Source organism: Nostoc spongiaeforme FACHB-130 (assembly GCF_014698475.1).
GTDB classification, from domain to species: Bacteria; Cyanobacteriota; Cyanobacteriia; order Cyanobacteriales; family Nostocaceae; genus Nostoc_B; species Nostoc_B spongiaeforme.
Genome location: NZ_JACJTB010000031.1, coordinates 58038 through 82524 on the forward strand (window position 1 = coordinate 58038; position 24487 = coordinate 82524).

At 41.0% G+C, this 24487-nt stretch carries 23 protein-coding genes; 8 read left to right on the plus strand and 15 right to left on the minus strand.

The window, feature by feature from the left end; all coding sequences use genetic code 11:
- Positions 1 to 43 precede the first annotated feature (43 nt).
- The 3 genes from H6G74_RS20640 to H6G74_RS20650 form a co-directional block, all read right to left on the minus strand.
- The gene (locus H6G74_RS20640) at positions 44 to 907 is read right to left on the minus strand and encodes an SDR family oxidoreductase (protein WP_313888499.1); all 864 of its coding nucleotides are present in this window, start codon (positions 905 to 907) and stop codon (positions 44 to 46) included.
- Positions 908 to 988: 81 nt separating this feature from the next.
- A complete protein-coding gene (locus H6G74_RS20645; RefSeq protein ID WP_242051295.1) occupies positions 989 to 1675 on the minus strand; it encodes a Crp/Fnr family transcriptional regulator in 687 nt (228 codons plus the stop codon).
- A 43-nt stretch (positions 1676 to 1718) separates the two neighbouring features.
- Positions 1719 to 2585 (minus strand): SDR family oxidoreductase, encoded by an 867-nt coding sequence (locus tag H6G74_RS20650; RefSeq protein WP_190969446.1) that lies wholly within the window; start codon positions 2583 to 2585, stop codon positions 1719 to 1721.
- Between the two features lie 586 nt (positions 2586 to 3171).
- Here H6G74_RS20650 and H6G74_RS20655 point away from each other — a divergent pair.
- Together H6G74_RS20655 and mnmE are read left to right on the plus strand one after the other, a co-directional pair.
- Positions 3172 to 3834: a class I SAM-dependent methyltransferase gene (locus tag H6G74_RS20655; RefSeq protein ID WP_190969447.1), complete on the plus strand. Its 663-nt coding sequence runs from the start codon at positions 3172 to 3174 to the stop codon at positions 3832 to 3834.
- A 43-nt stretch (positions 3835 to 3877) separates the two neighbouring features.
- Positions 3878 to 5272 (plus strand): tRNA uridine-5-carboxymethylaminomethyl(34) synthesis GTPase MnmE, encoded by a 1395-nt coding sequence (gene mnmE, locus H6G74_RS20660; RefSeq protein ID WP_190969448.1) that lies wholly within the window; start codon positions 3878 to 3880, stop codon positions 5270 to 5272.
- A 46-nt stretch (positions 5273 to 5318) separates the two neighbouring features.
- Here mnmE and H6G74_RS20665 read toward each other — a convergent pair whose 3' ends face one another.
- A complete protein-coding gene (locus tag H6G74_RS20665) occupies positions 5319 to 6299 on the minus strand; it encodes an aldo/keto reductase (RefSeq protein ID WP_190969449.1) in 981 nt (326 codons plus the stop codon).
- Between the two features lie 178 nt (positions 6300 to 6477).
- The gene (locus tag H6G74_RS20670; RefSeq protein WP_190969450.1) at positions 6478 to 7212 is read right to left on the minus strand and encodes an SDR family oxidoreductase; all 735 of its coding nucleotides are present in this window, start codon (positions 7210 to 7212) and stop codon (positions 6478 to 6480) included.
- Positions 7213 to 7399: 187 nt separating this feature from the next.
- Here H6G74_RS20670 and H6G74_RS20675 point away from each other — a divergent pair, with 187 nt between their 5' ends.
- Positions 7400 to 8365, plus strand: a complete 966-nt coding sequence (locus tag H6G74_RS20675) for an AraC family transcriptional regulator (RefSeq protein WP_313888500.1) — start codon at positions 7400 to 7402, stop codon at positions 8363 to 8365.
- Between the two features lie 99 nt (positions 8366 to 8464).
- Here H6G74_RS20675 and H6G74_RS20680 read toward each other — a convergent pair whose 3' ends face one another.
- On the minus strand, positions 8465 to 10054 hold the full coding sequence (locus H6G74_RS20680) for a S8 family serine peptidase (RefSeq protein ID WP_190969451.1): 1590 nt from the start codon (positions 10052 to 10054) through the stop codon (positions 8465 to 8467).
- A 261-nt stretch (positions 10055 to 10315) separates the two neighbouring features.
- Here H6G74_RS20680 and rpe point away from each other — a divergent pair, with 261 nt between their 5' ends.
- Positions 10316 to 11023 carry a ribulose-phosphate 3-epimerase gene (gene rpe, locus H6G74_RS20685; protein WP_062288635.1) on the plus strand — a complete coding sequence of 236 codons (708 nt, stop codon included), beginning with the start codon at positions 10316 to 10318 and terminating at the stop codon, positions 11021 to 11023.
- Positions 11024 to 11242: 219 nt separating this feature from the next.
- On the opposite strand, the gene hpsJ-A is transcribed toward rpe, so the two are convergent.
- The 3 genes from hpsJ-A to crtA are packed head-to-tail and all read right to left on the minus strand — an operon-like array spanning position 11243 to position 13052.
- The gene (hpsJ-A, locus tag H6G74_RS20690; RefSeq protein ID WP_190969452.1) at positions 11243 to 11965 is read right to left on the minus strand and encodes an HpsJ-like protein, cyanoexosortase A-associated; all 723 of its coding nucleotides are present in this window, start codon (positions 11963 to 11965) and stop codon (positions 11243 to 11245) included.
- A 32-nt stretch (positions 11966 to 11997) separates the two neighbouring features.
- A complete protein-coding gene (locus H6G74_RS20695; RefSeq protein WP_190969453.1) occupies positions 11998 to 12174 on the minus strand; it encodes a hypothetical protein in 177 nt (58 codons plus the stop codon).
- Positions 12174 to 13052, minus strand: coding sequence for a cyanoexosortase A (gene crtA / locus H6G74_RS20700; protein ID WP_190969454.1), 879 nt, complete (start codon positions 13050 to 13052; stop codon positions 12174 to 12176). The genes H6G74_RS20695 and crtA overlap by 1 nt, the downstream gene beginning before the upstream one ends.
- 504 nt (positions 13053 to 13556) lie before the next feature.
- On the opposite strand from crtA, the gene H6G74_RS20705 reads away from it, so the two are divergent.
- The gene (locus H6G74_RS20705; RefSeq protein ID WP_190969455.1) at positions 13557 to 13985 is read left to right on the plus strand and encodes a hypothetical protein; all 429 of its coding nucleotides are present in this window, start codon (positions 13557 to 13559) and stop codon (positions 13983 to 13985) included.
- On the opposite strand, the gene H6G74_RS20710 is transcribed toward H6G74_RS20705, so the two are convergent.
- The 6 genes from H6G74_RS20710 to H6G74_RS20735 form a co-directional block, all read right to left on the minus strand.
- Positions 13982 to 14527, minus strand: a complete 546-nt coding sequence (locus H6G74_RS20710; RefSeq protein WP_190969456.1) for an RNA 2'-phosphotransferase — start codon at positions 14525 to 14527, stop codon at positions 13982 to 13984. The two genes, H6G74_RS20705 and H6G74_RS20710, sit on opposite strands and share 4 nt — an antisense overlap.
- A gap of 64 nt (positions 14528 to 14591) precedes the next feature.
- Positions 14592 to 15890 (minus strand): amino acid permease, encoded by a 1299-nt coding sequence (locus H6G74_RS20715; RefSeq protein ID WP_190969457.1) that lies wholly within the window; start codon positions 15888 to 15890, stop codon positions 14592 to 14594.
- Between the two features lie 253 nt (positions 15891 to 16143).
- Positions 16144 to 17370, minus strand: coding sequence for a DUF1501 domain-containing protein (locus tag H6G74_RS20720; RefSeq protein ID WP_190969458.1), 1227 nt, complete (start codon positions 17368 to 17370; stop codon positions 16144 to 16146).
- 59 nt (positions 17371 to 17429) lie between these two features.
- Positions 17430 to 18920 (minus strand): DUF1800 domain-containing protein, encoded by a 1491-nt coding sequence (locus H6G74_RS20725; RefSeq protein ID WP_190969459.1) that lies wholly within the window; start codon positions 18918 to 18920, stop codon positions 17430 to 17432.
- Between the two features lie 85 nt (positions 18921 to 19005).
- Positions 19006 to 19971, minus strand: a complete 966-nt coding sequence (locus H6G74_RS20730; protein WP_190969460.1) for a threo-3-hydroxy-L-aspartate ammonia-lyase — start codon at positions 19969 to 19971, stop codon at positions 19006 to 19008.
- Between the two features lie 119 nt (positions 19972 to 20090).
- A complete protein-coding gene (locus tag H6G74_RS20735) occupies positions 20091 to 21293 on the minus strand; it encodes an AAA family ATPase (protein WP_190969461.1) in 1203 nt (400 codons plus the stop codon).
- A 628-nt stretch (positions 21294 to 21921) separates the two neighbouring features.
- Here H6G74_RS20735 and H6G74_RS20740 point away from each other — a divergent pair.
- The 3 genes from H6G74_RS20740 (at position 21922) to H6G74_RS20750 (ending at position 24194) form a co-directional block, all read left to right on the plus strand.
- Positions 21922 to 22428: a DUF411 domain-containing protein gene (locus H6G74_RS20740; RefSeq protein ID WP_190969462.1), complete on the plus strand. Its 507-nt coding sequence runs from the start codon at positions 21922 to 21924 to the stop codon at positions 22426 to 22428.
- A gap of 189 nt (positions 22429 to 22617) precedes the next feature.
- Complete coding sequence (locus H6G74_RS20745) at positions 22618 to 23244, plus strand: Uma2 family endonuclease (protein WP_190969463.1); 627 nt, start codon at positions 22618 to 22620, stop codon at positions 23242 to 23244.
- A gap of 215 nt (positions 23245 to 23459) precedes the next feature.
- Complete coding sequence (locus H6G74_RS20750) at positions 23460 to 24194, plus strand: HEAT repeat domain-containing protein (protein ID WP_190969464.1); 735 nt, start codon at positions 23460 to 23462, stop codon at positions 24192 to 24194.
- Positions 24195 to 24487: the final 293 nt, after the last annotated feature.

The window sequence follows — 24487 nt, forward strand, 5'->3', positions numbered from 1 at the left end:
GTGATGTTTGTAAAGTTTACTGATTAACTTGGCAACAATCCATCTAAATTCCAGGGCGGAGAATTTTCTCGGCGACTTGAGGAAACCAACGTTGGAGGAAAAACAGCAGTTTGGTTTTACCGATTCGCATTTCATAGCGATCGCACCTAAAATTATGCCAAAATTCATCCGCCAATGCTGTTGGTGAAATTTTCCCTTTACCCCTACCGTGAGTCATTGGTGTATCAACTAAAGGGGCAATAATTTCAAATACTTTAATTGATGTGGTTTCCAGTTGCCAGCGCAGGGCTTTAGTGGCAATATGTAATCCTGCTTTACTACCGCAATAAACAGGCGCAGTTTGTTTCGGGACTAATCCCAAGCCAGAAGATACATTCACAATCGCAGCGTTGGGCTTTGTTAACAGATGGGGTAACATCAGTTTAATCAATTGCAATGGTGCAATTAAATTGGTGCGTAATTCTTCCTCAATCAACTCAGGGGAAATCTCTAGATTGACAAATTCATAGTTGTATTGAATCCCGGCATTGTTAACCAATATATTTACATTTGGATAGCGATTAACAAGCTGTTGTAAAGCATTTAAATCTCGTAAATCAGCAACTTCAGTAATAATTTCTGGCAAGATTTTTTTGACTTCAGCTAATTTCTTGGCATCACGTCCTGTAATAATTACTGTATTGTGGGCTTGGATAAATTTTCTAGCCAATGCCAAGCCAATTCCTGATGAACCTCCAGTAATTAACACTGTATTGCCTTGAGTTGGCATTGAAGATTTTTGTACTGATGGCTTAACAGCAACCGCAAAAGCGATCGCCAAAATCGGCATAATTGGATTTAGGACTGCGAAGCCTAAAAATGCCAGAAAGCCTGTGTAGAGGATAAAAGGATGTAGTTTTGTCTTCACTATTGCCCGGTTTGAGCGATCGCATTTCATAACATCTTGTTTAGATGTAATCTCAAATCATGGCGAAGTCATTAACCTATGTTAATTCGGCTGAAGAATTTTCCGAATCCGACTGAGAGACACAGGCGAAATACCCAGATAAGAGGCAATGTGATATTGCTTAACTCTATGTTCTAACTTAGGATACTCTTGCAAAAACTTTTGGTATCTGGTTGTGGCATCATCTAAAAGTAATTCTGCTTCTCTCCTCTCTTTTTTAATAAATAATGCCTCAACCAATTTATGATTCACCGCCTGCCAACATGGATGTGCTGCACATAGTTGAACATACTGACTATAATCCGCAATTAATAATAATGAATCTTCTAAAGCTTCAATAAAAAACTGAGCAGGTTGTTTTAAAATCAGCGCACTATAGGCAGTCACAAAATGATTTTCTGGACAAAATGATTTAGTAAATTCAGTCCCCGCCGCATTCACATAATAAAGACGAAATATCCCGGAAATCACAAATCCAATTTGACTGGGAACTTCCCCCGCACGCATGAAAAACTCTCCAGTTTTACAACTGACTGGTTGAAAGATTTGGGTTAATTTTGCCAGTTCATCCTCTGGAATCTCAACCAGGGTGCGTAAAACATGACTCAGTTGGAGATAAGCAGGTGAAAACATACTGATGAAAGGAAGTGGTGAGGTAATAACTCTACTATGCAACGCCTTACCACTTTCTTCATATTCTTGGGGATTAGGGTATAGGGATGTATGCAAAACCCCTACACCCAATCTTCACCAACAATGTTTGTGGCTGAAGTTAACCGTTAATAACTTCTCCGCCATTTACATGAATGACTTGACCAGATATATAAGAAGCATCATCAGAAGCTAAAAATACATAACTGGGTGCGACTTCTTCTGGTTGTCCGGCTCTTTGCATGGGTACTTGTTTACCAAAATTCTCGACTTTCTCTTCAGGAAAAGTTGAGGGAATTAATGGTGTCCAAATAGGGCCGGGTGCTACTGCATTTACCCGAATTCCTTTTTCTACCAAATTTTGAGATAACGAACGAGTAAAAGCAACGATCGCACCTTTGGTAGAAGAGTAATCTAATAGTTGGGGACTGCCTTTATAAGCAGTCACAGAAGTAGTGTTGATAATAGCACTACCTTTTTTCAAATGTTTTAATGCTGCTTTCGTTAAGTAAAACATTGAAAAAATATTAGTGCGAAAAGTCCGTTCTAGTTGTTCTTTGGTAATATCTTCAATGCTTTTTTGAGGGTGTTGTTCAGCCGCATTATTTACTAGAATGTCTAGTTTACCAAACTCACCTAAAGTTTGTTGGATTGCGTTTTGGCAAACAGCTTCATCGGTAATATCACCAGCTATCGTTAGCGCCCGCCGTCCTTGTTCTTCTACCAAACTTTTGGTTTCTCTTGCATCTCCGTGTTCATTCAGATAAACAATCGCTACATCTGCACCTTCTTTAGCAAATGCGATCGCTACAGCCCGACCAATACCACTATCTCCACCTGTAATCAATGCAACTTTATTTTTTAATTTCCCGCTACCCCGATACTGTTCATCTTCAGCTTTGGGTCTTGGCTGCATCTTAGATTCAGTACCTGGTGGTTGTTGCTGCTGTGGTGGTTGTAATGTTTCTTTTTGTGTTGATACGGTCATCGCATTTTCCTTACTATTAATATTGTGCCAAAATTCGCCGATATAAAAGTCAGAACTAAAAGCCTTCTTAAAGAGGAATAAATAAACCTTGGATCGAAAACTCAAACCAAGGTTTATTGATAGATTTCGCTTTCACTTACATATAGTAAATGGCTGCATTTTTACCCCGGATATTAGCCAAATTTAATCTACTGACATTAATTCTCCCCACACCCTAAACACGCTCTTAATCTGACCACGGAAAATAAAGTACACAACTCTACTTATCGATAAAGAATTAAAGTCTCTTTATCTATTTTTAAGGTATCTATTAAGTTATGAGTATTAATCACCCTCTAGATGGAAAGCGATTATTTGCTAACTCAATCTGAAGAGTGAAATATAAAAATATTGAGAACGAACCGCAGAGACACAGAGAGAAGTTGCGTGCGCGGGTTCCCAAGGCACTCCGTTGCGGGGGTTCCCCCCGTTGAAGGAAGTGCCGTCGCGTTGAGCAAACTTCGGGAGAACACAGAGAGAATGAGAGATTATTTCCAGAGTGATTTAAAATTGCTATGTATTCTCAAGTACAACACCTTTTATCTTGATGACTACTAAAACATTGGGTTTAGCAGAAAATTTATATGAATATTTGCTATTTGTTTCTGTGCGGGAACCAGAAGTATTAACGCAATTACGCCAAGAAACCGCCCAACATCCAATGGGAAGAATGCAAATTGCACCAGAACAAGGGCAGTTGATGTCTTTGCTGGTAAAGTTAATGGGAGCGCAGAAAACTTTAGAAATTGGTGTGTTTACGGGCTATAGTACTTTGGTTGTGGCGTTAGCACTACCAAAAACAGGCAAAGTCGTAGCTTGTGATATTAGTGAAGAGTTTACTGCGATCGCTCGTCGTTATTGGCAACAAGCCGGAGTCGCCGAGAAAATAGACTTACATCTCGCCCCAGCAATGGAAATTTTGGATAGTTTGTTAGCCAGTGGTGAAGCCGAAACCTTTGATTTTGCCTTCATTGATGCTGACAAAAGTAACTATGATAATTATTATGAGCGATCGCTAAAATTAGTCCGTCCGGGTGGATTAATTGCCATTGATAATGTTTTATGGTCGGGTAGAGTTGCAGAACCCGAAGTCCAAGACAATCGCACCAAAAAAATCCGCGCTTTCAATCAAAAACTCCACCAAGATTCCCGCATCACCCTCAGTTTAATTCCCATCGCCGACGGCTTGACCTTGGCACTGAAGAATTAACTCTCAAAAAGACCTTTGCGCTTCTGCGTGAGATAAATAAAAAATGCCCGAAATCTTTGCCACCACCGGAACCATCGCCGCGATCGCTACTGCTGTTGTCCCCCAACAAGGTAGCGTTAGTATTGTGCGTGTGTCTGGTTCCCAAGCAATGGCGATCGCCCAAACATTATTTCACGCCCCAGGAAAGCAAGTTTGGGAAAGTCATCGCATTCTCTACGGTTACATCCGCCATCCCCAAACGCAACAACTAATAGATGAAGTCTTACTGTTAGTAATGAAAGCACCGCGTTCTTACACCCGCGAAGATGTGGTGGAATTTCATTGTCATGGTGGAATTATTGCTGTCCAACAAGTTTTGCAATTATGTCTGGAAAATGGCGCAAGATTAGCACAGCCGGGAGAATTCACCTTACGGGCATTTTTAAATGGCAGACTCGATTTAACCCAAGCCGAAAGTATTGCGGATTTAGTCGGGGCGAAATCTCCCCAAGCCGCCCAAACTGCCTTAGCTGGTTTACAAGGAAAATTAGCTCATCCCATCCGCCAGTTACGCGCCAACTGTTTAGATATTTTGGCCGAAATTGAAGCGAGAATTGATTTTGAGGAAGATTTACCCCCGTTGGATGATAAAGGCATCATATCGACAATAGAAAAGATTGCCGCAGAAATTACTCATTTATTAACAACTAGAGATAAGGGGGAATTGTTGCGTACAGGCTTAAAAGTGGCAATTGTCGGTCGTCCGAATGTGGGCAAATCCAGCTTGTTGAATGCTTGGAGTCGGAGCGATCGCGCCATTGTCACCGATTTACCAGGCACAACCCGCGATGTAGTGGAATCGCAGTTAGTGGTGGGCGGTATTCCTGTACAAGTGCTAGATACAGCAGGTATTCGAGAAACCGCCGACCAAGTGGAAAAAATCGGCGTAGAGCGATCGCGTCGTGCTGCTAGTGCTGCCGATTTAGTTTTGTTCACCATCGATGCAAGTGCAGGTTGGACTGGAGGCGACCAAGAAATTTACGCCCAAGTACAAGACCGTCCCCTAATTTTAGTCATTAATAAAGTTGATTTAGTTGATGAAACTACAAGCAAAAACCTCCAATCCAAAATCCAAAATCCAAAATCTAAAATCCTCACCGCCGCCTCACAAAATCGCGGAATTGATGATTTAGAAACGGCGATTTTAGAAAAAGTCCAACTCGGTAAACTGCAAGCGGCTGATATGGATTTAGCCATTAATCAAAGACAAGCGGCTGCTTTAACTCAAGCTAAAATTTCTTTAGAACAAGTACAAGCCACAATTGATCAACAATTACCCCTCGACTTTTGGACAATTGATTTGCGTGGTGCAATTCAAGCATTAGGAGAAATTACTGGCGAAGAAGTTACCGAGTCGGTTTTAGATCGAATTTTTAGCCGCTTTTGTATTGGGAAATGATCACTCATCAAAAGTAAAATCTAAAAAACTCTAGCACTCAGAGAGGTCAACGGTTAACACTACTCATATCAGAGTATCGCTCACCTGCTGCCACATTTTTGGGTGCAACAGTTTCAAGTTGATTTAACTCTTGTTCAGTCAGGGTAATTTCGGTAGCTGCAACATTTTCTTCCAAATAAGTACGGCGTTTTGTACCCGGAATGGGGATAATATCTTCTCCTTGAGCTAAAAGCCATGCTAGTGCAAGCTGACTAGGAGTTACCCCTTTTGCGGTAGCAATTACCTTGACTTGCTCTACTAATTGCAGATTTTTAGAAAAATTCTCACCTTGAAAGCGAGGAGAATGTCTGCGATAGTCGTCAGGTGCAAGATCATCAGGACTAGTAATTGCACCTGATAAAAACCCTCTTCCTAGTGGGCTATAGGCAACAAACCCGATTCCTAATTCTCGCACAGTCGGCAAAATTTCATCCTCTGGTTCTCGACTCCAAAGAGAATATTCTGTTTGTAGCGCAGTAATGGGGTGAACTGCCGCAGCCCGCCGAATCGTGGCAGGTGCAGCCTCCGAAAGTCCTAAATAACGCACTTTTCCTTGCTGCACTAACTCTGCCATTGCCCCTACAGTATCTTCAATAGGTACGGTTGGATCTACCCGATGTTGATAATAGAGGTCAATCACTTCAACTCCTAAGCGTTGTAACGAAGCATCACAAGCTTGATGGACATATTCTGGTCTGCCACTAACTCCTTTCCAACCACCATCTTCAGTGCGGACATTGCCAAATTTGGTTGCTAAAACTACTTGATCCCGGCGACCTTTAATTGCTCTACCTACTAATTGCTCATTAGTAAAAGGCCCATACATATCGGCAGTATCAAGAAAATTAACACCTAGTTCCAATGCTCGATGAATCGTGGCGATCGCCTCATTTTCATCACGACCACTATAGAACTCAGACATTCCCATACAACCAAGTCCGATAGTTGAAATTTCTAACCCTTGTTTCCCTAGCTTTCTAGTTTTCATTAACAATCTCCTATTCAGTAATTGGAAAGAGAAAATAGAATCTTTCAGCATAATCTCTTTCCTTATCACCTAGTCATCCATTATTCGAGGTATTTATCCTTCTTCTGTTACTTTCCAAGTAACAGAAATAAAAGAAAAAACTCTGCATTTATCCCTGGCTATTTAAAGTGAAACGGAATTATACAGGGCTGGCTGTTGGTCGGACAATTACTTCATTAATATCTACATAATCTGGTTGAGACACAGCATACAAGACTGCTTGTGCGATCGCATCTGGTTGCAGTGAAACTTTGCGGAATTCTTTTAACGCATCTTTGCCTGACTCTTGACTAATATCAGAACCAAGTTCAGTCTCAACTACACCAGGAGAAATTGTCGTGACGCGGATATTTTTGGATTCCTGGCGCAATCCTTCTGATATCGCCCACACAGCATATTTTGTCGCGCAGTAAACAGCAGCCGTAGGAAATACCGCATGAGCCGCGATGGATGCAGTATTAATAAACTGACCACTACCTTGGGCTTCCATTATCGGTAAACCTGCGGCAATTCCATTCAATACACCATGAATATTGACGTTAATCATGTTTTCCCATTCGTCAATTTTCAAGTCGTTAATCCGCGACAAAGGCATAATACCTGCATTGTTATAAATAACATCAATCCGCCCAAACTTTTCTACTGCAAAGTCAATAAACGCTTTCACATCTTGGCGACTAGTGACATCTACCGCTTTGAATTCTGCTTGACCGCCAGAGGTGTGAATCTCTGCAACAATTTTTTCTAGCTTTTCAGTTCGTCTTGCGCCTAAAACAACTTTTGCACCGTGTTTTGCCAATAATTTAGCAGTCGCTTCTCCAATCCCACTACTAGCACCTGTAATGGCAATAACTTTATTTTCCACGTTGGACATAATAATTTTCCTTGGTATTCAAAGACATATATCTTGGGAGGCTTGATTTTTCGGGCATCTACTTACTTGCCTAATTCTTTCGCCTGCCCTTTTGTATATGTTCATAATATTGGCAATACCAAGATGTTGAAATGCACAAATATCGCAATTCCTTGCCTAATCCTCCAAAGATTTACTCATATAATGAGTGAGTGAAGAGGAATGGGAAATTATTATGGGGATGGAACTGCTGACGCAAACTCCAGTTATCGATGAATGTCAACAACTAGCAGCATTAATAGAAAAGCACACCGCCGCTAAAGGAAACGGGACTCACAAAACAGCGATTTCTCAGATGGAATTTATGCGGGAACCGTCACCAAATACAGCAATCTGCGCTGTTTATCAACCAATTTTAGCGATCGTGCTTCAGGGTAAAAAAAAGGCGCTGCTGGGTGAAGAAAGCTATTTTTATGGCGAAGGTCAATATCTGGTTGTTTCTGTTGATTTACCTATTAATGGATTTGTAGTAGAAGCAACACCAGATAAACCCTATTTAGGATTCAAGCTGAATTTAGACCCAGTTCAACTCTGTGAGATTATTACCCAAACTAAACCAAATACCACTAAAAAAGAACACTCTGTCAGAGGTTTGTTCATCAGTAATGCTTCAGCATCTTTACTTGATTGCGCCATCAGACTCACAAAGCTTTTAGATACGCCCCAAGATATTCCCATCCTCGCACCCATGATGATTCGAGAAATTTATTACAGGCTATTGATGGGTGAACAAGGAGAAGCTGTACGCCAAATAGCTACATCTGGTAGTAATATGCAGCGCATTGCTGAGGTCATCAAACTGATCAAAACTGAATATACCAAACCAATGCGAATCGAAGATTTAGCAGAACAGGTGAGTATGTCGGTTTCGTCTTTCCATCACCATTTCAAGAAAGTTACTTCCATGAGTCCACTGCAATATCAAAAGCAATTAAGACTCTTGGAAGCACGTCGTCTGATGCTTGTCGAAAACTCCGCCGCGACGAATGCGGCTTATCAAGTCGGTTATGAAAGCCCATCACAATTCAGCCGTGAATATTCTCGGATGTTCGGTGCGCCACCAGTGAAAGATGTTGAACGTTTACGTTCACGTATAGCAGGTGATAAACAGTAGAGATGTTGTATACAACGTCTCTACTAAGTAATTAAACAGAATTAATGACAGACCTTCTTTTTCTGTAACCTTTAACCTGTAACCTCTTACCTTCACACCTCAATTCGCCGTCCACCAAGCCAAAGCATAAGGCTGAGTGGGAAGGTTGACTTGTTGGCGAAACTGCACACGAATTTTGTAATTACCATTTGCCGGAACAGGACAAAAAATATGTTCTACACTATCAATTGGACTAATGGAAGAACAAACAGCAGCAGTTTCAGAGTTTTTCGCATCAGCTTTGACTAGATATAGGTCAAGATTATTCAACCCCTTATCGCTAAAACCTTCGCCAATATCAAACATCTGGTTTTGATTGCGATCGCTCAACTCAACTAATCTATCCCAAGCCAGTGTAATCGAAACAAAACTTCCTTGCTTCAACGGTTTAGCTAACTGATAATCAACTGCATTTCCCGCCGTGACTTGGCGATAATCCCAACCAACTGCGGAAACAGCTTTTGTCGGTTCCCACTGACCCGCACTAAACTGTTGATAAGCCCGAAAAGCATTTAAATGACCAGTCCCCATTTGAGCATCTAAAGGGATTTTCGGGTCTTGGTAAGCATCAGACTCTAACCAATTGAGATTTTGTTTATCGATGAGTGTCCGCGTCATTCCCAAGCGTAAGCCATTTCCACTGTCTTGGACTTTCTCGGCGGAGTTGAGTAAAACTGCTTTCATCACTTGATGACGACGACTGTCAACACTCCAGTTAGGTTTTTTGGTTCGGAGTTGGCGATCGCCAAATTCCTGTAACAACGCTACAGTTGCTGTAACATGAGGCGCAGCAAAACTTGTACCTGTCGCTTTATTAAGTTTGCCGTCAGGATTCAGCAAAGGGATATTACTCCCCGGCGCAACGATACTAACAGCACGACGACCATCAGCATTAAATTCTCTTCCGGCTAACCTACCACTCACTCCCTGATTTAGCCCAGCCAGATTAGAAACATCTACTTTATTAAAAATCCCACCCCGTCGGGATGAAAAAGCCACGTTAACTCCATTAAAATTATCTGTAGGAATCGGAATACCACCTTTACCTTGATTGCCGGCGATCGCATACAAAACATCGTGAACCCGGCTCGACCAGTCAACGCACATCGTTAACAAAGCATTCCCATCTAGAACAGCGTCCGGTCGTGGATCACGGTTGAGGGGTTCGCCAAAGCTAAAGTTAATCGCACGGATATCGCCACCGTTTTGTAGTGCTATGTGCTGTGCTGATATGCACTCTTCTGGCTGACCCATATTTTTCGTAGATCCTACAGCCGAAGAATACAGCCTCGCTCCCGGTGCTACTCCTGGTAAAGCCTTATCTGTACTTACCATCACCCCAGCCACATTATAAGCGTGGGGGTCAACACCCGTATTTGACTTCGCCGGGCCATTGCGTAAAAAAACCGCCGCCAAAGATATCGTGCGATTTTTCGAGACCGCCTTATCCCACCCAAACATTCCCGGACGACCGATTTCTACTTGACCAATGGCTATCTTAAGACCGATTAAATTATAAGGAGGCTGATGTAGTTTTAAAGCATCAATACCATTTGTTCCTAAAGAAGTTTGTAAACCTGAAGCCATTACAGGCACACTCAAACAAGAAGCACTCAAACCCCAAATTAGCCAGTTTAGTTTTTTGTTCATAGTTATTAGTCAATGGTCATTAGTCATTAGTCATTTGTCACTACCTGGATTTCTCACAAGAGAGAAATCCAGGGGTGTGGGAGGTGTGGGAGGATGGTGAAGAAATCTTTCCCCCCACACTCCCCACACTCCCCACACTCCCCACACTTCCCTCACCATTTCCTGACAAAGCAAAACTAAATTAACGAGAATTACTCAATATTTTGTTACACCATTTTGTTACAATGCCTACAGACGAGGACGCTTAAAAACCCACTAGCCATGACCCAAAACCGATCTGAAAAGCCCATTGTGATTGCTCCATCTATCCTATCAGCCGATTTTAGTCGTCTGGGTGACGAAATTCGCGCAGTAGACGCAGCTGGAGCAGATTGGATTCATGTTGATGTAATGGACGGTCGTTTTGTACCTAATATTACGATAGGCCCTCTGGTTGTGGAGGCGATTCGTCCAGTTACTACAAAGCCTCTGGATGTCCACTTGATGATTGTGGAACCAGAAAAATATGTCGAAGGTTTTGCAAAAGCAGGTGCAGATATTATCTCTGTACACGCTGAACATAATGCTTCCCCACACCTACACCGCACACTCGGTCAGATTAAAGAACTTGGTAAACAAGCAGGGGTAGTACTCAATCCTTCCACACCCTTAGAATTTATTGAGTACGTGCTAGAACTTTGTGACTTAGTACTCATCATGAGCGTTAACCCCGGTTTCGGTGGTCAAAGCTTCATTCCTGGTGTATTACCAAAAATTAGAAAACTGCGTCAGATGTGCGACGAACGCGGACTCAACCCCTGGATTGAAGTTGATGGTGGACTCAAAGCCAACAACACCTGGCAAGTTTTAGAAGCAGGCGCTAATGCAATTGTGGCTGGTTCTGCTGTATTCAACGCTAAAGATTATGCGGAAGCAATCACCAATATCCGCAACAGCAAACGCCCCACACCAGAACTAGCAAAAGTGTAATTGCATAAAGTTTTGCATTAATTAAAACAGGGTGGACAATATTAAATTGTCCACCCTATTTTTTTGCTTTACTAAATTTAAATTTTAAGCATCCTATAAATCAATACGGTTTAGTTAAGAGAATAGTAGGTTGGGTGTAGCGATCGCGTAACCCAACAAAGTATGCGTGAATGTTGGGTTCCCTTCCTTCACATATTACTCATTACTCATCACTCATCACTATGACTTGCTTCTCGCCCAACTGGTAGTTTTCCAAAAGACAAAAAATAAAGTAGCTGAAACTAAAGCCCCAAGATTCCATTTCACAGAATTTTTGAGTAAATTTAATCGCTGAGTCGATTGATTAGCTTGCGCTTGTAGTTTGATTCTCTCTTTAGCTTGAGAAACTTCAGACAAAACTTTTGTTTTTAATTCTTGGGGATTACTTGCATCTACTGAACGACCTTGACTTTTCAGAAAACTTTCGATTTGCTCTGGTTTAGCTTGGCTCAATTGCTGTTCAACTTGTTCGGCTTGAGTTATTTGCTGCTGAGATAAGTTGTTAATTTGATTATAACTTTGTTTACTTAGCCTAACAGTATTACTTACACCTACAGGAATCAGTAATATAAAAATAATTGCTAATAACAAACTTAACCAAGATAGCAACCTGACAGCCAAAAATTCCCATTTAGCTCTAGCATTTAATTCACCAAAAAATACTAACGCTAAACCAATTAAAGTTACAGGTATTCTTTCAACTAATGCACCAAAAGCTTGAAATTCCCAAACAGGATTCATAATACTAGGTGGCACAAAAGTTTCCACTATATCAAATAACGCCAATAACAATAATCCATAACCAAGGACTCGTAAAATCGTCATAGAGCCTACTTGGTTGAAGGCAAATTCCTGCAACTCTTGAATTACGGGAATCAGTTTATCAGTGTTTGATTTGGTCATAATTTCTAGCAAATGTTATGTAACGATAAAATCTAAGTTTGACTTGTAATTTCTGTTGTATGAAGTTCATCAATGTAAACTTCGCTTCTGATTTCCTCCAATTTCGGCTTTTTAAATGGCTGCTTTTGGAGAGCATTCAAGAAAACTACAACCACACAGCCTAGAGTGACAACTAATAATAAAATCCGCAGTTTACTCCAAATTTCCATTAGCTTTCAGCCCTTGTAATATTCTTGTCTTTATCTGCTTTTTGATTGAGTAAGAACCAGTAAAATATACCAAAAAGTATGACTGTAATCATCCCAAATATTAAAGAACCGTCTCCGACATGCCAAAATTTAAAAGAATTATGATTTTGATTCGCTGCCATAACAGCTAAAATTGCCACTCTGACTGCATTCACAATAAAAGCAATAATGACAGCCACTATCGGTACAAATATTCTTTTTTTTCGTTCTGGAGGAAACATTAATAAACCAATTACAGCTAACCCTAAAAGATGACATATCCACTCTATACCGGCACAGTTTTCTGCTACTTTAATGCCACCTGTGGGTAAATTTATATAGACATCTTGGAGATAGACTTCAAACCCAGCATACCAAAGCATTAATGTAGATAATTTGGCAGTTAAAATAGATAAGGGTTTAATATCTAGTAAAGCAAAGATTAAAACTTTAGGAACACCAGCAAAAAAAATAATTACTAATTCTTGCCAATATTGCTTTAAGCCCTGCCAGCCAGAAGCCAGTAAACTGAGTCCCAACGCCGCCACAAAAGGCGCTACGTGAGTGTAAACTGCAAATAATTTTCCAGGCGGAAAGTGAGTACTATACCAAAGTACAACACCGATTAAAACTGTACCTAAAACACTAGAAATAACTTCACTTTCTAATTTCAGGTTATGTTTTTTATCGCCTAATAGTGAGAAGACAGCGAATAAAGCTAAAACTGTCATTCCCAAATGAGAATCATCATCTGCTTTCCAAATGATCGTTAAAAGTGTTGCAACTAAACCTCCACCTATTCCTAATAACCACATTTGAGGCTTGGTGAGTGGTTGGTGAAAAATGCGAGTTGCTTTCATGTACTTTTTAGATTAAATAAATAATGACTATTAATTTGTGATCAAAATTTTCCAGTAATTTTCTTTAATAAGCATAGTATTTTATAATGCTACTTAAGTAAATATAATCAAAGTTCTTTATAAATTTTTATTAAATCTTTAAGTTCACAAGTTACTCATTTTCCTACCAATTCAGTGATAAATGCCTAATTTACAGGACTTAATCATCATCATTGGTGGATGAATTATGTAAATTTTGTGTAAACTTATTTTCTGGCAATCGTAAATAAAGTGTATTTTTATACTTTTCTTGAGAATTAGGATAAAAGTATTTCTCCGGTTTTTGAGATGCACAATTAGTAAAATATCGCAAGTATTAATATGCAGATTGTTGATGTTTTCTAATCTTGCGTTTTTGTATGAGATATTTACAAACTATTAAGTACTATGGACAAGAAATTGCTGTCATCAATTTCTGATTAGAATTTAAGTAAGTAATTTTTTAAATTTCTATTATTCAACAATATGAACGCGGGATTTGTGCATAAGATTCCTATGCTGCCGCTTGTACTATTGTGGTTGGCTTATGCCTTACTAGGATGGTATTTAGCAGTGCATCACATTGCTTGGTTAGTGGGGGCTTTTATTGCGGCTGTGGCGATCGCAGTTGTCCGCAGAAGTAATGCTTGGCTGGAAGAGTTGACGGCTTTTGGTTCTAAAATTTTAATTGTGATTTTAACTTTAGGTGCATCAGTAGCTTTGGTTGCAACTTGGTCAGTATTGTTTAGTTTATTTTTAATACCGATCGCAACTACATTGTTAGCAGATTTAGAAATGCGTTTTGCTGGCTTCGACAAAAAAGAGTCATTTCGGGTGTTAACATTCTTGGCGGGAACAGGTTTATTTATTGGTGAAGCCGTAGATTTACTCTTCTTCCCCAGTAGTAGATTTTAAAGCTGGTGGAGATATTCAGGCGGAACAGCATCTACTAACCACACACCATTGTCAGAACAGTAGAAGATGTAACCCGCCTGATACATAGTTGCTGTATCCACCGCAAAAACTACGGGTTTACCATGTCTTGCGCCGACAGTTGTGGCTGTAGTTATATCCTGTGATAAATGGACATGATGGCGAGACATTTTGCTGAGTCCAGTTTGCAAAATAGACTCAACAGCTTTGTGTCCAGTACCGTGATACAACTCATCAGGTGGGACAGCAGGTAGTAATTGTAAATCAACTTCGACGCTGTGTCCTTGGTTGGCGCGAATTAAAGTACCAGTAGAGTCGAAACTAAAGCGTTGTTTATCGTTAGTGGCGACTACTGCTACTAATTCCTGGCGAGTAATGGGAAACTTATGTTTAGCACAAGCGGCTAAAAGTTCCTCCACTGCAACCCAACCACCAGGCGCAAGTTTAATACCTAAAGATTCTGGTTGGTGGCGGAGATATTTGCTTAAGAATTTACTAATTTTGACTAGGCGGGGAGTATTCATATAGCAGGTGACAGGTGACAGGTGATAGGTGACAGGGTAAGAAGTAGAATCTTTAACTCAGCACTCAGAAATTTGCCATCGCCAAAATTTCTTTCAATATCATAACTACTGCAACTCCTATCATTAAAATCAGTGTCAGCTTACCACCAGGAACAAACTGATTTGTGTGTTGCAGTTGTTGACGTTGTTTCCATGTGGCTAATGCGGGAATAATGCCACCTAAAATTGAGATGCTAAAAGTGCCAGCAAAATCTAAAGCGGTAAAGAAAATGCTGGGGTTAATTGCACCTAAACCAAGGGGTGGTAGTAACACCAGGGAATATAAGGGTAAGCGGCTGGTGGGTTTGGTTTGTGTCTTGGCAAAAATATCTTGAAAGAAGTCTAACAAACCGTAAACAAAGCCAATAAAGGATGTAGCGATCGCAAATTCTGAAAAAATAGAAACTAACACTCCTAATAATTCTCCACCGCCACCAGCCCGCAGCACTTGGATGGGGTCGAAAATAGTTGTACTAGGAATCGTCTCTGGACTGACACTGCCCAAAATCACAGCATTCCAAGCTAAAAACATCACCAAAGGAATTGCTGAACCAACAATAATTGACTGGCGAACTTTACGACTATCTCCTTCTAACTGCGTTACCACCACCGGCACAACGTTATGGTAAAACAAGGCAACTAACATGACTGGTACCGCCGTCCCTAATGCACTCCAGTTTTGAAACAGGAAATGTACACCTTGGACTTGGGTAACTCCTAATAAAAAGAGTCCCAAAAAAGACACAATGACAATTCCCACCAAGAAGTTATTCAATTTTTCAATAAATTTTTCCCGTCCTAAGTACATAATGCTGCCGAACAGCAATGTAAACGCTGCTGTTCCAACCCAGCTAGGTAAATCATTTTCTCCACCCCAAAGATGAGAAACCGCAGACATCAAAATCTCACCGCCTTGAGTAACATAAGCTACTAATAAAGTATAGTGCTGTAACATATATGCCACACCAGCTATCCCTGCTCCCGTAGTTCCCAGGGTGTTTTTAATCATTGCCATTAAGCCCACACTGGGACGACCAGACGAACGCATGGTATTAACACTAACTTCGGCAATTAATAAACCAGAAACTAAAGTATACAGCCAGACACCAATTAACAAGACTGTGGAAGGAATCACACCAGAAGGCAATGTCACCGCAGGTAACGCCAAAATTCCCGCGCCTACGGTTGTACCTGCAACTAAGGCGGTGCTTCCCAGAACACTCCCCGGTTGATGAGTTAGTTTGTTACCCTCAACCTGCACATGCGAAAACAAGCGCGTGACTTCTTGTTGATGTGTCTGGAAAGTCGTCTTAATTGTGGTCATAGAAAAGAATGTTAACTTATGTAACCAATTATCTTAGCAGAGACTTTTGGTATTCAGTATTTGGTTAAAAAATGTGATTAATGACACTTTTTAAACGAACCGCATAGACGCGGTAGCGGCTTCCCGCAGGGTAGGGCGCAAAGAGCGCGAAGAGAAGAACAAATTACTACTAACTGAACCTTAGTGAGAGAAGAGGGACAAGGGAGACAAGGCTTTTAATAGTTTCACTTGTAACCTGTAACCTCTCACCTACTTACAACAAAGCAATTTTTTGCTTGGGTGTATAACTGGGGAAGACTTTACTTAGCTGGGTGTCGTTTACAGATAGATGTCGTGCTAAGACATCAGAAATTACGTCTCGAAAATCGGTGGTAACAGCCAAGTCTCGTTTTTCATAAAGTTGGGCTGTTTCTAAACCAGGCCATTCGCCGTAAACTTTGCCACCACGGACTTTACCGCCTAAAACCCACATCACATTGCCGTGTCCGTGATCTGTACCGCCATTGCCATTTTCGCGTAATGTCCTGCCAAATTCTGACATGACTAAAATGACTGTGTTTTGATAGGCGGGGCCTAAACTTTGAGCTAAAGCTGCTAATCCTTTACCTAAACTGCCTAAGCCTCTGGCTAAATAACCGCGATCGCTACCTTGATTGACATGGGTATCCCAACCACCCAAGGCCATAAACCCTAATTCAATTCTCGGATCTTTAGCCATGAGTTTGCCTAATCTTTGAGCATCACCCACAAAACCATCGGGTAGGGGTGCGCCATTATTAGCCATTTTCATTTCTTGGGCTAAGTCTGTCATTAAGGCTTCACGGGCAATGCGTCCTTGATGGTAAGTTTGACTGAGGGCATCGTTACCACCATACAATCGGTTAAAGGCGGCACTTACTTGTGGTCTATCTATAGCGATTGGTTTGTTAGCATTTCTCCCGGAGGCTAAATTAGCAACTGGCATTTGACCATTTAAAATGCGCGGTTTGGTTGTACCCACACTCACGGCTTGGATGGGTGTTTTATTAGAGATAGTACCCATTAAGCGATTCATCCAACCTTCGCTCACTCTTTGGTTCCCAGGAATGCCAATTTCCATATAAAACTGTGCGTCAAAATGGGAACGCGAAGGATCAGGGGAACCCGCAGCATGAACAAAGGCTAAATTTCCTTGTTTCCAGAAGGGCATTAATGGGGCTAGGGCTGGATGTAAACCAAAGTGTCCATCCAAATCTAAAACGCCTTTTTCTTGTCCGGGTTTGGCAAGGGCGATTTTTGGTCGGGCTTGATAGTATGCTGGCTCTGCATAAGGCACAACAATATTTAAACCATCTGCACCACCACGCATAAAAATCACAATCAAACGCTGACGATCGCTTTTCTTGGTAGCAGAATGCACTACCCAAGTATTACAACTAACAGAAGCGATCGCAGTTGTCGAAAACAGTCCTGCTTGAATTAGAAAATCACGTCTTTTCATATTGGTAATCTAAAGTGCTGAGTGCTGTTCACTGAGCGAAGTCGAAGTATGAGTCGGGGCTAACGACGCATAAATTCGGGGCTACCCAAGACTAATGCGGCTTTGAGTTCTGGAGGACTAGCAGCGATCGCACTTTGGGTTTTAGGCGATAGAGAATTGCCCAAGGTGTTAATTAGCTGCGTTGCATCCAGGGGCTGAACACGGTTAATGCTTTTATTTTTGGGTTGATTATTGGCTGTACCTAACAGTGGTAAGCGACCACTACCTAACGCAGTGGCAAAACTCAGGCGACGGTTCATCGCTTCGGGATTCAACCAGACATCTTGTGTATTTTTGTACCCGTCTGGAGTGCGACAACCGTACACAGGCATTTCTAACTGTTCCAGGTTGCGAGACAGAGGTATGGTGTTGTTAACCTCTAGGCCTGTAGCCCGGACTGCGGAGACAGTATATTGAAATGGGGTTTTAAATTTAGCGTTGAAATATTTTTTATCCCAAAATTCTGGGCTTTGGAATAAAGTTTCTAAAACTGCGCGAATATTGCCATCAGTATTACGAAAGCGTTGTGCCAGACGATCAACTAAACTAGCAGGTGGGCGATCGCTCACAAAATACTGAGCCAATTGATAACTAATATGATGGGCTGTTGCTGGACTTTGCGCCAATATATCTAAAGCTTGTTCGCCTTCAGCTTGACCACTAGCTTTAATAGTGCGTCCTAAAAAAACCTTATCATTGGGATCATGAAACTTGGGGTCAAAGTAAAATACCGATTTGCCATTTGTCTGTTCACCTGGACGCGCTATTCCCCAGCCTGTAAAAATTCTCGCTAAAGCAATTACATCTTGTTGTGTGTAGCCACCATCTGCACCCAGAGTATGCAGTTCCATCAATTCTCGCGCATAGTTTTCGTTTACCCGTGGCGTAGCACCAGGACGACGACTAGCTTTGTTTTGCGAGTTATCTAAATAAACTAGCATTGCAGGATGATGGGCTGTGGCTCCGAGTAAATCCCGAAATCGCCCTAAAGCATAAGGTCTGATTGCTTCTTGTTCATACGCTCCCACCCAGTAGCGAGCATTTCCTTTACCAGAATAAACATTGAAATGGTTATACCAAAAATCCACCATCACTTCTTGCAGTTGGCGGTTACTGCTAGTGGCTCGTAGTAACCGCGCTTTAACTGCTTGTTGTAAAATTTTGTCGCCTTTCTTTTGCAGGGCTTTCTTTTCTTCTGGGGTTGCTTGTGGTGGAGCCTTAAGATAGTTTCTAATTTCGACTGTATTTAAACTGAGTGTTTCTAGTTGCGAAAGTTGGCGGGTAAGGCTTGGTGGTTCTGATATGGAATTGGGTGAAAGTTGGGCTTTAATATAACGCTCTACACCTACAGACTCGACTTTTTGAATATCTCCAGGTTTTGCCCCAAAACTCAACCGATTAATTATGTGTAATATTTTTGGGTCAACAGGCTTATTAGCTGCATAGATGGGGTCACTTCCTGCCAACAAGATGAACAGCAACAATACCAAATATCTGGGTTTGACTGTCATAACTTGAGTTATCCTTTCTCGGCTGGCGAACACATCGTTATTTGACTGGCAAATGCGAAAAAAAGTTCAAAATCTCCTCAGTGAATTACTGGATAAATTTAGCTACCTTTGCTAAATCTACATTACCACCACTAATAATTACACCTATTTTTGCGTCTTTTACTGACAGCACATTGCTGAGTAAGGCGGCGGCTGCTAATGCACCAGTGGGTTCGACGACAATTTTCAGACGTTCCCAAAGGAAAAACATACTATTAATAATGGCTGTTTCTGAAACTGTCACCATGTCATCGACGTAATTCAGCACTAAGGGAAAGGTTAACTTACCCAAGCTGGGAGTCCGCACACCATCGGCAATTGTAGGTGGATTAATTACAGTTTGCAGAGTTTTGCTGTGAAAGGAACGAGTTGCATCATCAGCAAGTTCTGGTTCGACACCAATCACTTTACACATAGGTAATAAAGCTTTTGTGGCGATCGCACATCCTGATATTAAGCCGCCACCGCCACAACAAACTAATAAATAATCTAGTTGCCCAACTTCTTGAATGAGTTCTAAAGCTGTGGTTCCTTGTCCGGCGATGACGTGGGGATGATCGTAAGGCGGAATCAAGGTAAGATGGCGATCGCTGGCTAAGGTTTTGGCTAATTCTTCGCGGTCTGTTTCATGGCGACTGTATAAAATCACCTCTGCGCCATAACTGCGGGTGGCTTGTTGCTTCACTTCTGGCGCATCATCAGGCATAACAATAGTTGTGGGAATCTGGAGTAACTTTCCCGCCAGAGCGATCGCTTGGGCATGGTTTCCAGAGGAAAATGTAATTACACCCTGCTGTTTTTGAATTTCTGATAACTGTACTAAGGCATTGTACGCACCCCGAAATTTAAATGCACCTGCGCGTTGAAAATTTTCGCATTTAAAAAATACTTCATTTTGGGTGCGATCGTTCACCATTCTCGAAGTCAGCACCGGAGTCTGATGCACAACCCCCGCCAGTCGCGCCTGTGCTGCTTTTACATCGTCTACAGTGACAGAGTAATGCTGTGACATTGTGATTATTAAAGTTGAAAGTGCTGAGTGCTTAGTCAATACTCCCCCTTGTCTCCCTTGTCCCCCTTGTCTCCCTTGTCTCCCTCATCTCCCTTGCCTAAACGCCCACCACACTCAACTTATACAAACTTCTGAGTAAATTCCGCAATCAAATCCACCCGTCCTTTGCGTAACATAGCCGGGTCTAATCTTTCTGTGGTGTTGCAAGTCATCAATACTACTAACCTCTGCTTCATTTGCAGCCCAGATTCATCAATAACGCTTTGGTATAAAGTACCATCCAACAAACTCAAAATATGTTCGGTTTTGTTATTAGATTGGGCAATTTCTGAAGCACGATTCTGCGCTAAATTATCAGCCTCGTTAATGATAATACAAATCCGTTCTAAGTAAGTTGGCGGGACAAAATTAGCGATCGCATCATGATCCAAAATAAATATCACAAACCCCAAAGGCATGAGAATTTCTTTGGCTACGGCTTGAGTCCAAGCAGTTTTACCTGTACCCGGTTCACCGTGTACTACCACCGCTAACTGATTTTGATTCAGAACCGCTTGCTGTAAGCTATCGGTAAAGCTTTGAATATCGGCGGGAAATGTCCGAATGGGGAATTGACTGTGAACTTTACCCACACGGCTTTGATAGCCACTTAACATCACCGCTAAATCGTAGGTAGCTTTGTTAATTAATGGTGCTAAATCTCTAGCCATTAAAGTATACTGCCGTCTGCCGCGATCGTAAGGTTCAATTTGCAGCCAAAGATCATACATTTCCCAATAAGCGTTGACAGTATTGACAACATCTAAACGTTCCCAACTGACAAATTTATCCACAGGAAAATAAAAATCTCGCTCAGAGTAATACTGAGTAATTATCGTGGGTCTACCTAATATTTGTAAGACTCTAATAACAGTAATTTCCTGTAAGCGATTCAAAACATAATCAATAGGTATACTGTTACGACTAACAAATTGTAATATCGGTGTTTCTGTACTCAAAACATCTTTATAACGATGGTCTGGTGATTGGGGGTCTGGTGTAATATAATTCCAAAACTTCTCCACTTCATAACGAGTATTTTCTGAAGCTACAGCAAATAAGTTTGCCCACCAAGTAAAGTTATTTCTCCCCAAAACTTCACTGAATGTACTGGCTAAATTAAAAGTTTTTTGGGCAAATTCCTTAGTATCATTCTGCGCCAGTTGCCATAAAAACTCCCAATCTAAATCTCTTTGTAATGGTCGCCAACCACTAGTGAGTAAGTTTTGCTGTTTATTGTTATTGGATGTGCTTTCGTTACCACTAAAATAATCAAATTCCATATTTTTACTTTTTGTAAAAATGTTTGCTCAACTATAGCAGTCTTATTTGATTTTTCAACTAATTTTAAAGGTAGATACTAGTACAACAAGGCAAAAGTAAAAAGGCAAAAGTAAAAAGAAAGAATAACGATACTACAAGGCTTTTAGCAATTCCTTCTGGTCTATTTATTTACGCCGACCTGTACTAGTCAGTAGGGAGTAGGAAGTTGGAAATCAATTTATTATTTACAACTCATTCAAGAATGCTATGTGTATATCCAGTCCAAGAAAAATTACTTAACTTAATTTTTGTCATTAAATTGATACAAGACTTAAAAATTTGCTGAATGAACAGGGGCGATAACTACATACTACAAGTATAGTCAGTTTTTTATGGCAAGCAGGTAGATACTAAACATGGTTATGTTACAATGTAATATAAATAGTCGTCAAGGTATTTTTTCTTTTGAATATTAAGTAATTTTTACAACCAGTATTCCCACTTCCAGTCCAAATCTCTACAAATTGGGCTGTAACTTGGTATAACTTGAGGCTTAGAGCCAATGGATGCTAACTGTATGATAGACAAAGTACCACTAAGCAAAAATCTGCCGTTGTTGGAACTTATTAAAAAGAGGTATCAGAAATTATGAGTAAAATTCTACATATCTGCCTAAGCATAATCATTATTGCTGTAGTTAGCATAACGAGTAATTCGGCATCTGCGATCGCAGCTAGTATTTGGGACAACGAAACAGAATCTTATGGCGGTAAGCAAGAAATCATAGTTTATCGCAGTCCTAGCTGTAGCTGTTGTGGAGATTGGATCGAACACGTAAAAAAACATGGTTTTAAAATCAAGCAAGACATTAAAACCGATGAAATAGAAGCAATTAAACAAAAATACAACTTACCCCCAGAATTTGCCTCATGTCACACCGCAATTATTGACGGCTATGTGATGGAAGGTCACGTTCCCGCCGATGACATCAAGCGTTTTCTCAAGCAAAAACCCCAACTTGCAGGTTTAGCCGTTCCAGCCATGCCTGTAGGCACACCAGGAATGGAAATGGGAGATACCAAACAGCCATTTTCTGTGATTGGATTTAATAAAAACGGCGAACTACAAGTATTTAATAGATATGAATCTTATTAAAAAACTTGCAGTGAAAATAGGAAGTAGGGAGTAGTGAGTGGGGAGTAGGGCAAATAAATTTTTATTGTTCTTGATGATTCTCCCTCAAGAAATATATTTTATGGCAGTCGAAGCATATTTTATGACTATGTTTGTGGCTGAAACTCTTGAAAATATTAAGTTTTTACTCAGCATTTTGCCATAACTGGTATGACCATTGCAATCAACCAACTCACCCAACAGCAACCACTCAGCTTTGACGAATTTCTCGCCCATTATGGCGACAACAACCGTTATGAACTAATTGATGGAGAAGTATTCGACTTGGAACCAACAGGCTTACATGAAGAAGTTGCAGCCTTCATTACCACCAAAATATGTGTCCAAATCGATGCAAAAAACTTACCTTGGTTTGTCCTGCAACGAGGACTATTACGCCCTCACAACATAGGTATGACAGCATTTCGTCCTGATATTGCAGTTAGCGATCGCACTCAACTTACTCAAGAACCACTTTGGTCTGATCAATCAATTTTAACCCTGGGTAGTTCCATTAAATTTGTCGCAGAAGTTGTGAGTAGCAACTGGCAAAATGATTATGCCCGTAAGCTTGAAGATTACGCAGTTTTAGGCATTTCTGAATATTGGATTGCAGACTACGCAGGTTTAGGTGGTACTCGACACATTGGTAAACCCAAACAACCAACCTTATCTATTTGTACCCTAGTGAATGAAGAATATGAAATTCAGCAGTTTCGAGGTAATCAAACCATTATTTCCCTAACATTTCCAGACTTAAAACTAACAGTCGAACAAATATTGAGGGCTGGAAGATGAAATTTATCATAAAAATATTTCTCTTTCATCTGCGTTTATCTGCACGGCAGTGAGGGAGTCGGCAGAGCCGACGACAGTCGCCTCAAGTCGGGAAACCCGCCCACGGCGCTGTCTCCCCAACGCACTGCCTCGTCCATCTGCGGTTTATTATCTCAATCTAATTTAGCTTGACCAACCTACTAAAATATATTTCCAAAATCACATCTAAATCCTATATGAATATTCAAGAAGTCAAGCATCAATTTCCAGAAGCGGCGGGTGAAATTGAAATACTGGAAAGCCTCGGTTTTGCTTCCCGCAGTGCTGATTGGATTGATACCCTTGACATTGAACAAGCACAAACAGCTTGTTGGTTATTAGGCAGAGTAGGTAATGATCAAGATGCTGATATTTTAATCAGTATTTTGTCTAGTCAACGTTCTGAATTATGGATGCAGGCTGCAACATCCTTGAGTTTAATTGCGACTGAAAAGCATCTCAAATCTTTATTGTCGATTTTATCCACTAGTTCTGATCATATACAGCGAAATAGTGTGGTGTATGCGCTGGCTTTTCTATCAAATTGCGAAGTCAATCAAGAAGTGATTAGTGTCTTGACAGAAGTAGCCGCTAACACATCTGAAACTGCTTTTATCAGGGCGCAAGCGTTAGAAGGAATTGGTAATAAACTCTCTCAGGACTTACCAGCAAATCTATATCAGCAAGCAGTGAATGTCATTATTCAAGGGTTAGATGATGCTGAAGCTGAAGTGAGATTTTGGTCATGTTTTGCTGCGGGTGCGCTTAACATCCAGGAGATATTACCCAAGCTGGAACTATTGGCACAGACTGATAAAACAATCGTACCTGGGTGGTGGTCTGTGGGTGAAGAAGCTGAAGATTCAATCACTCTGATGAATGGAGGTGAACCACCACTACGTGAACCTGAAACATCAACAAAACTGACGTAGGTTTTTTCTCTTTCTTTGTGTCCTACCCTTCGGGAAGCCACTTCGTGTCTATGCGCCCTTTGCGGTTCGTTAAAAAGAATACTTTTTCACAACTCAGTTAAGAGAATAGTAAGGTTGGGTGTAGCGATAGCGTAACCCAACAAATTATGCGTGAATGTTGGGTTCCGTTCCTCCACCCAACCTTGTATATTGAGGGAAGTAGTAGACCGTCCCAACCTTGGTCACAATAGACCGCTATGTAGCACGGGTCACTACAAAAATCTCTTTGACAGAACTCGAACAGTCGCCAGGGG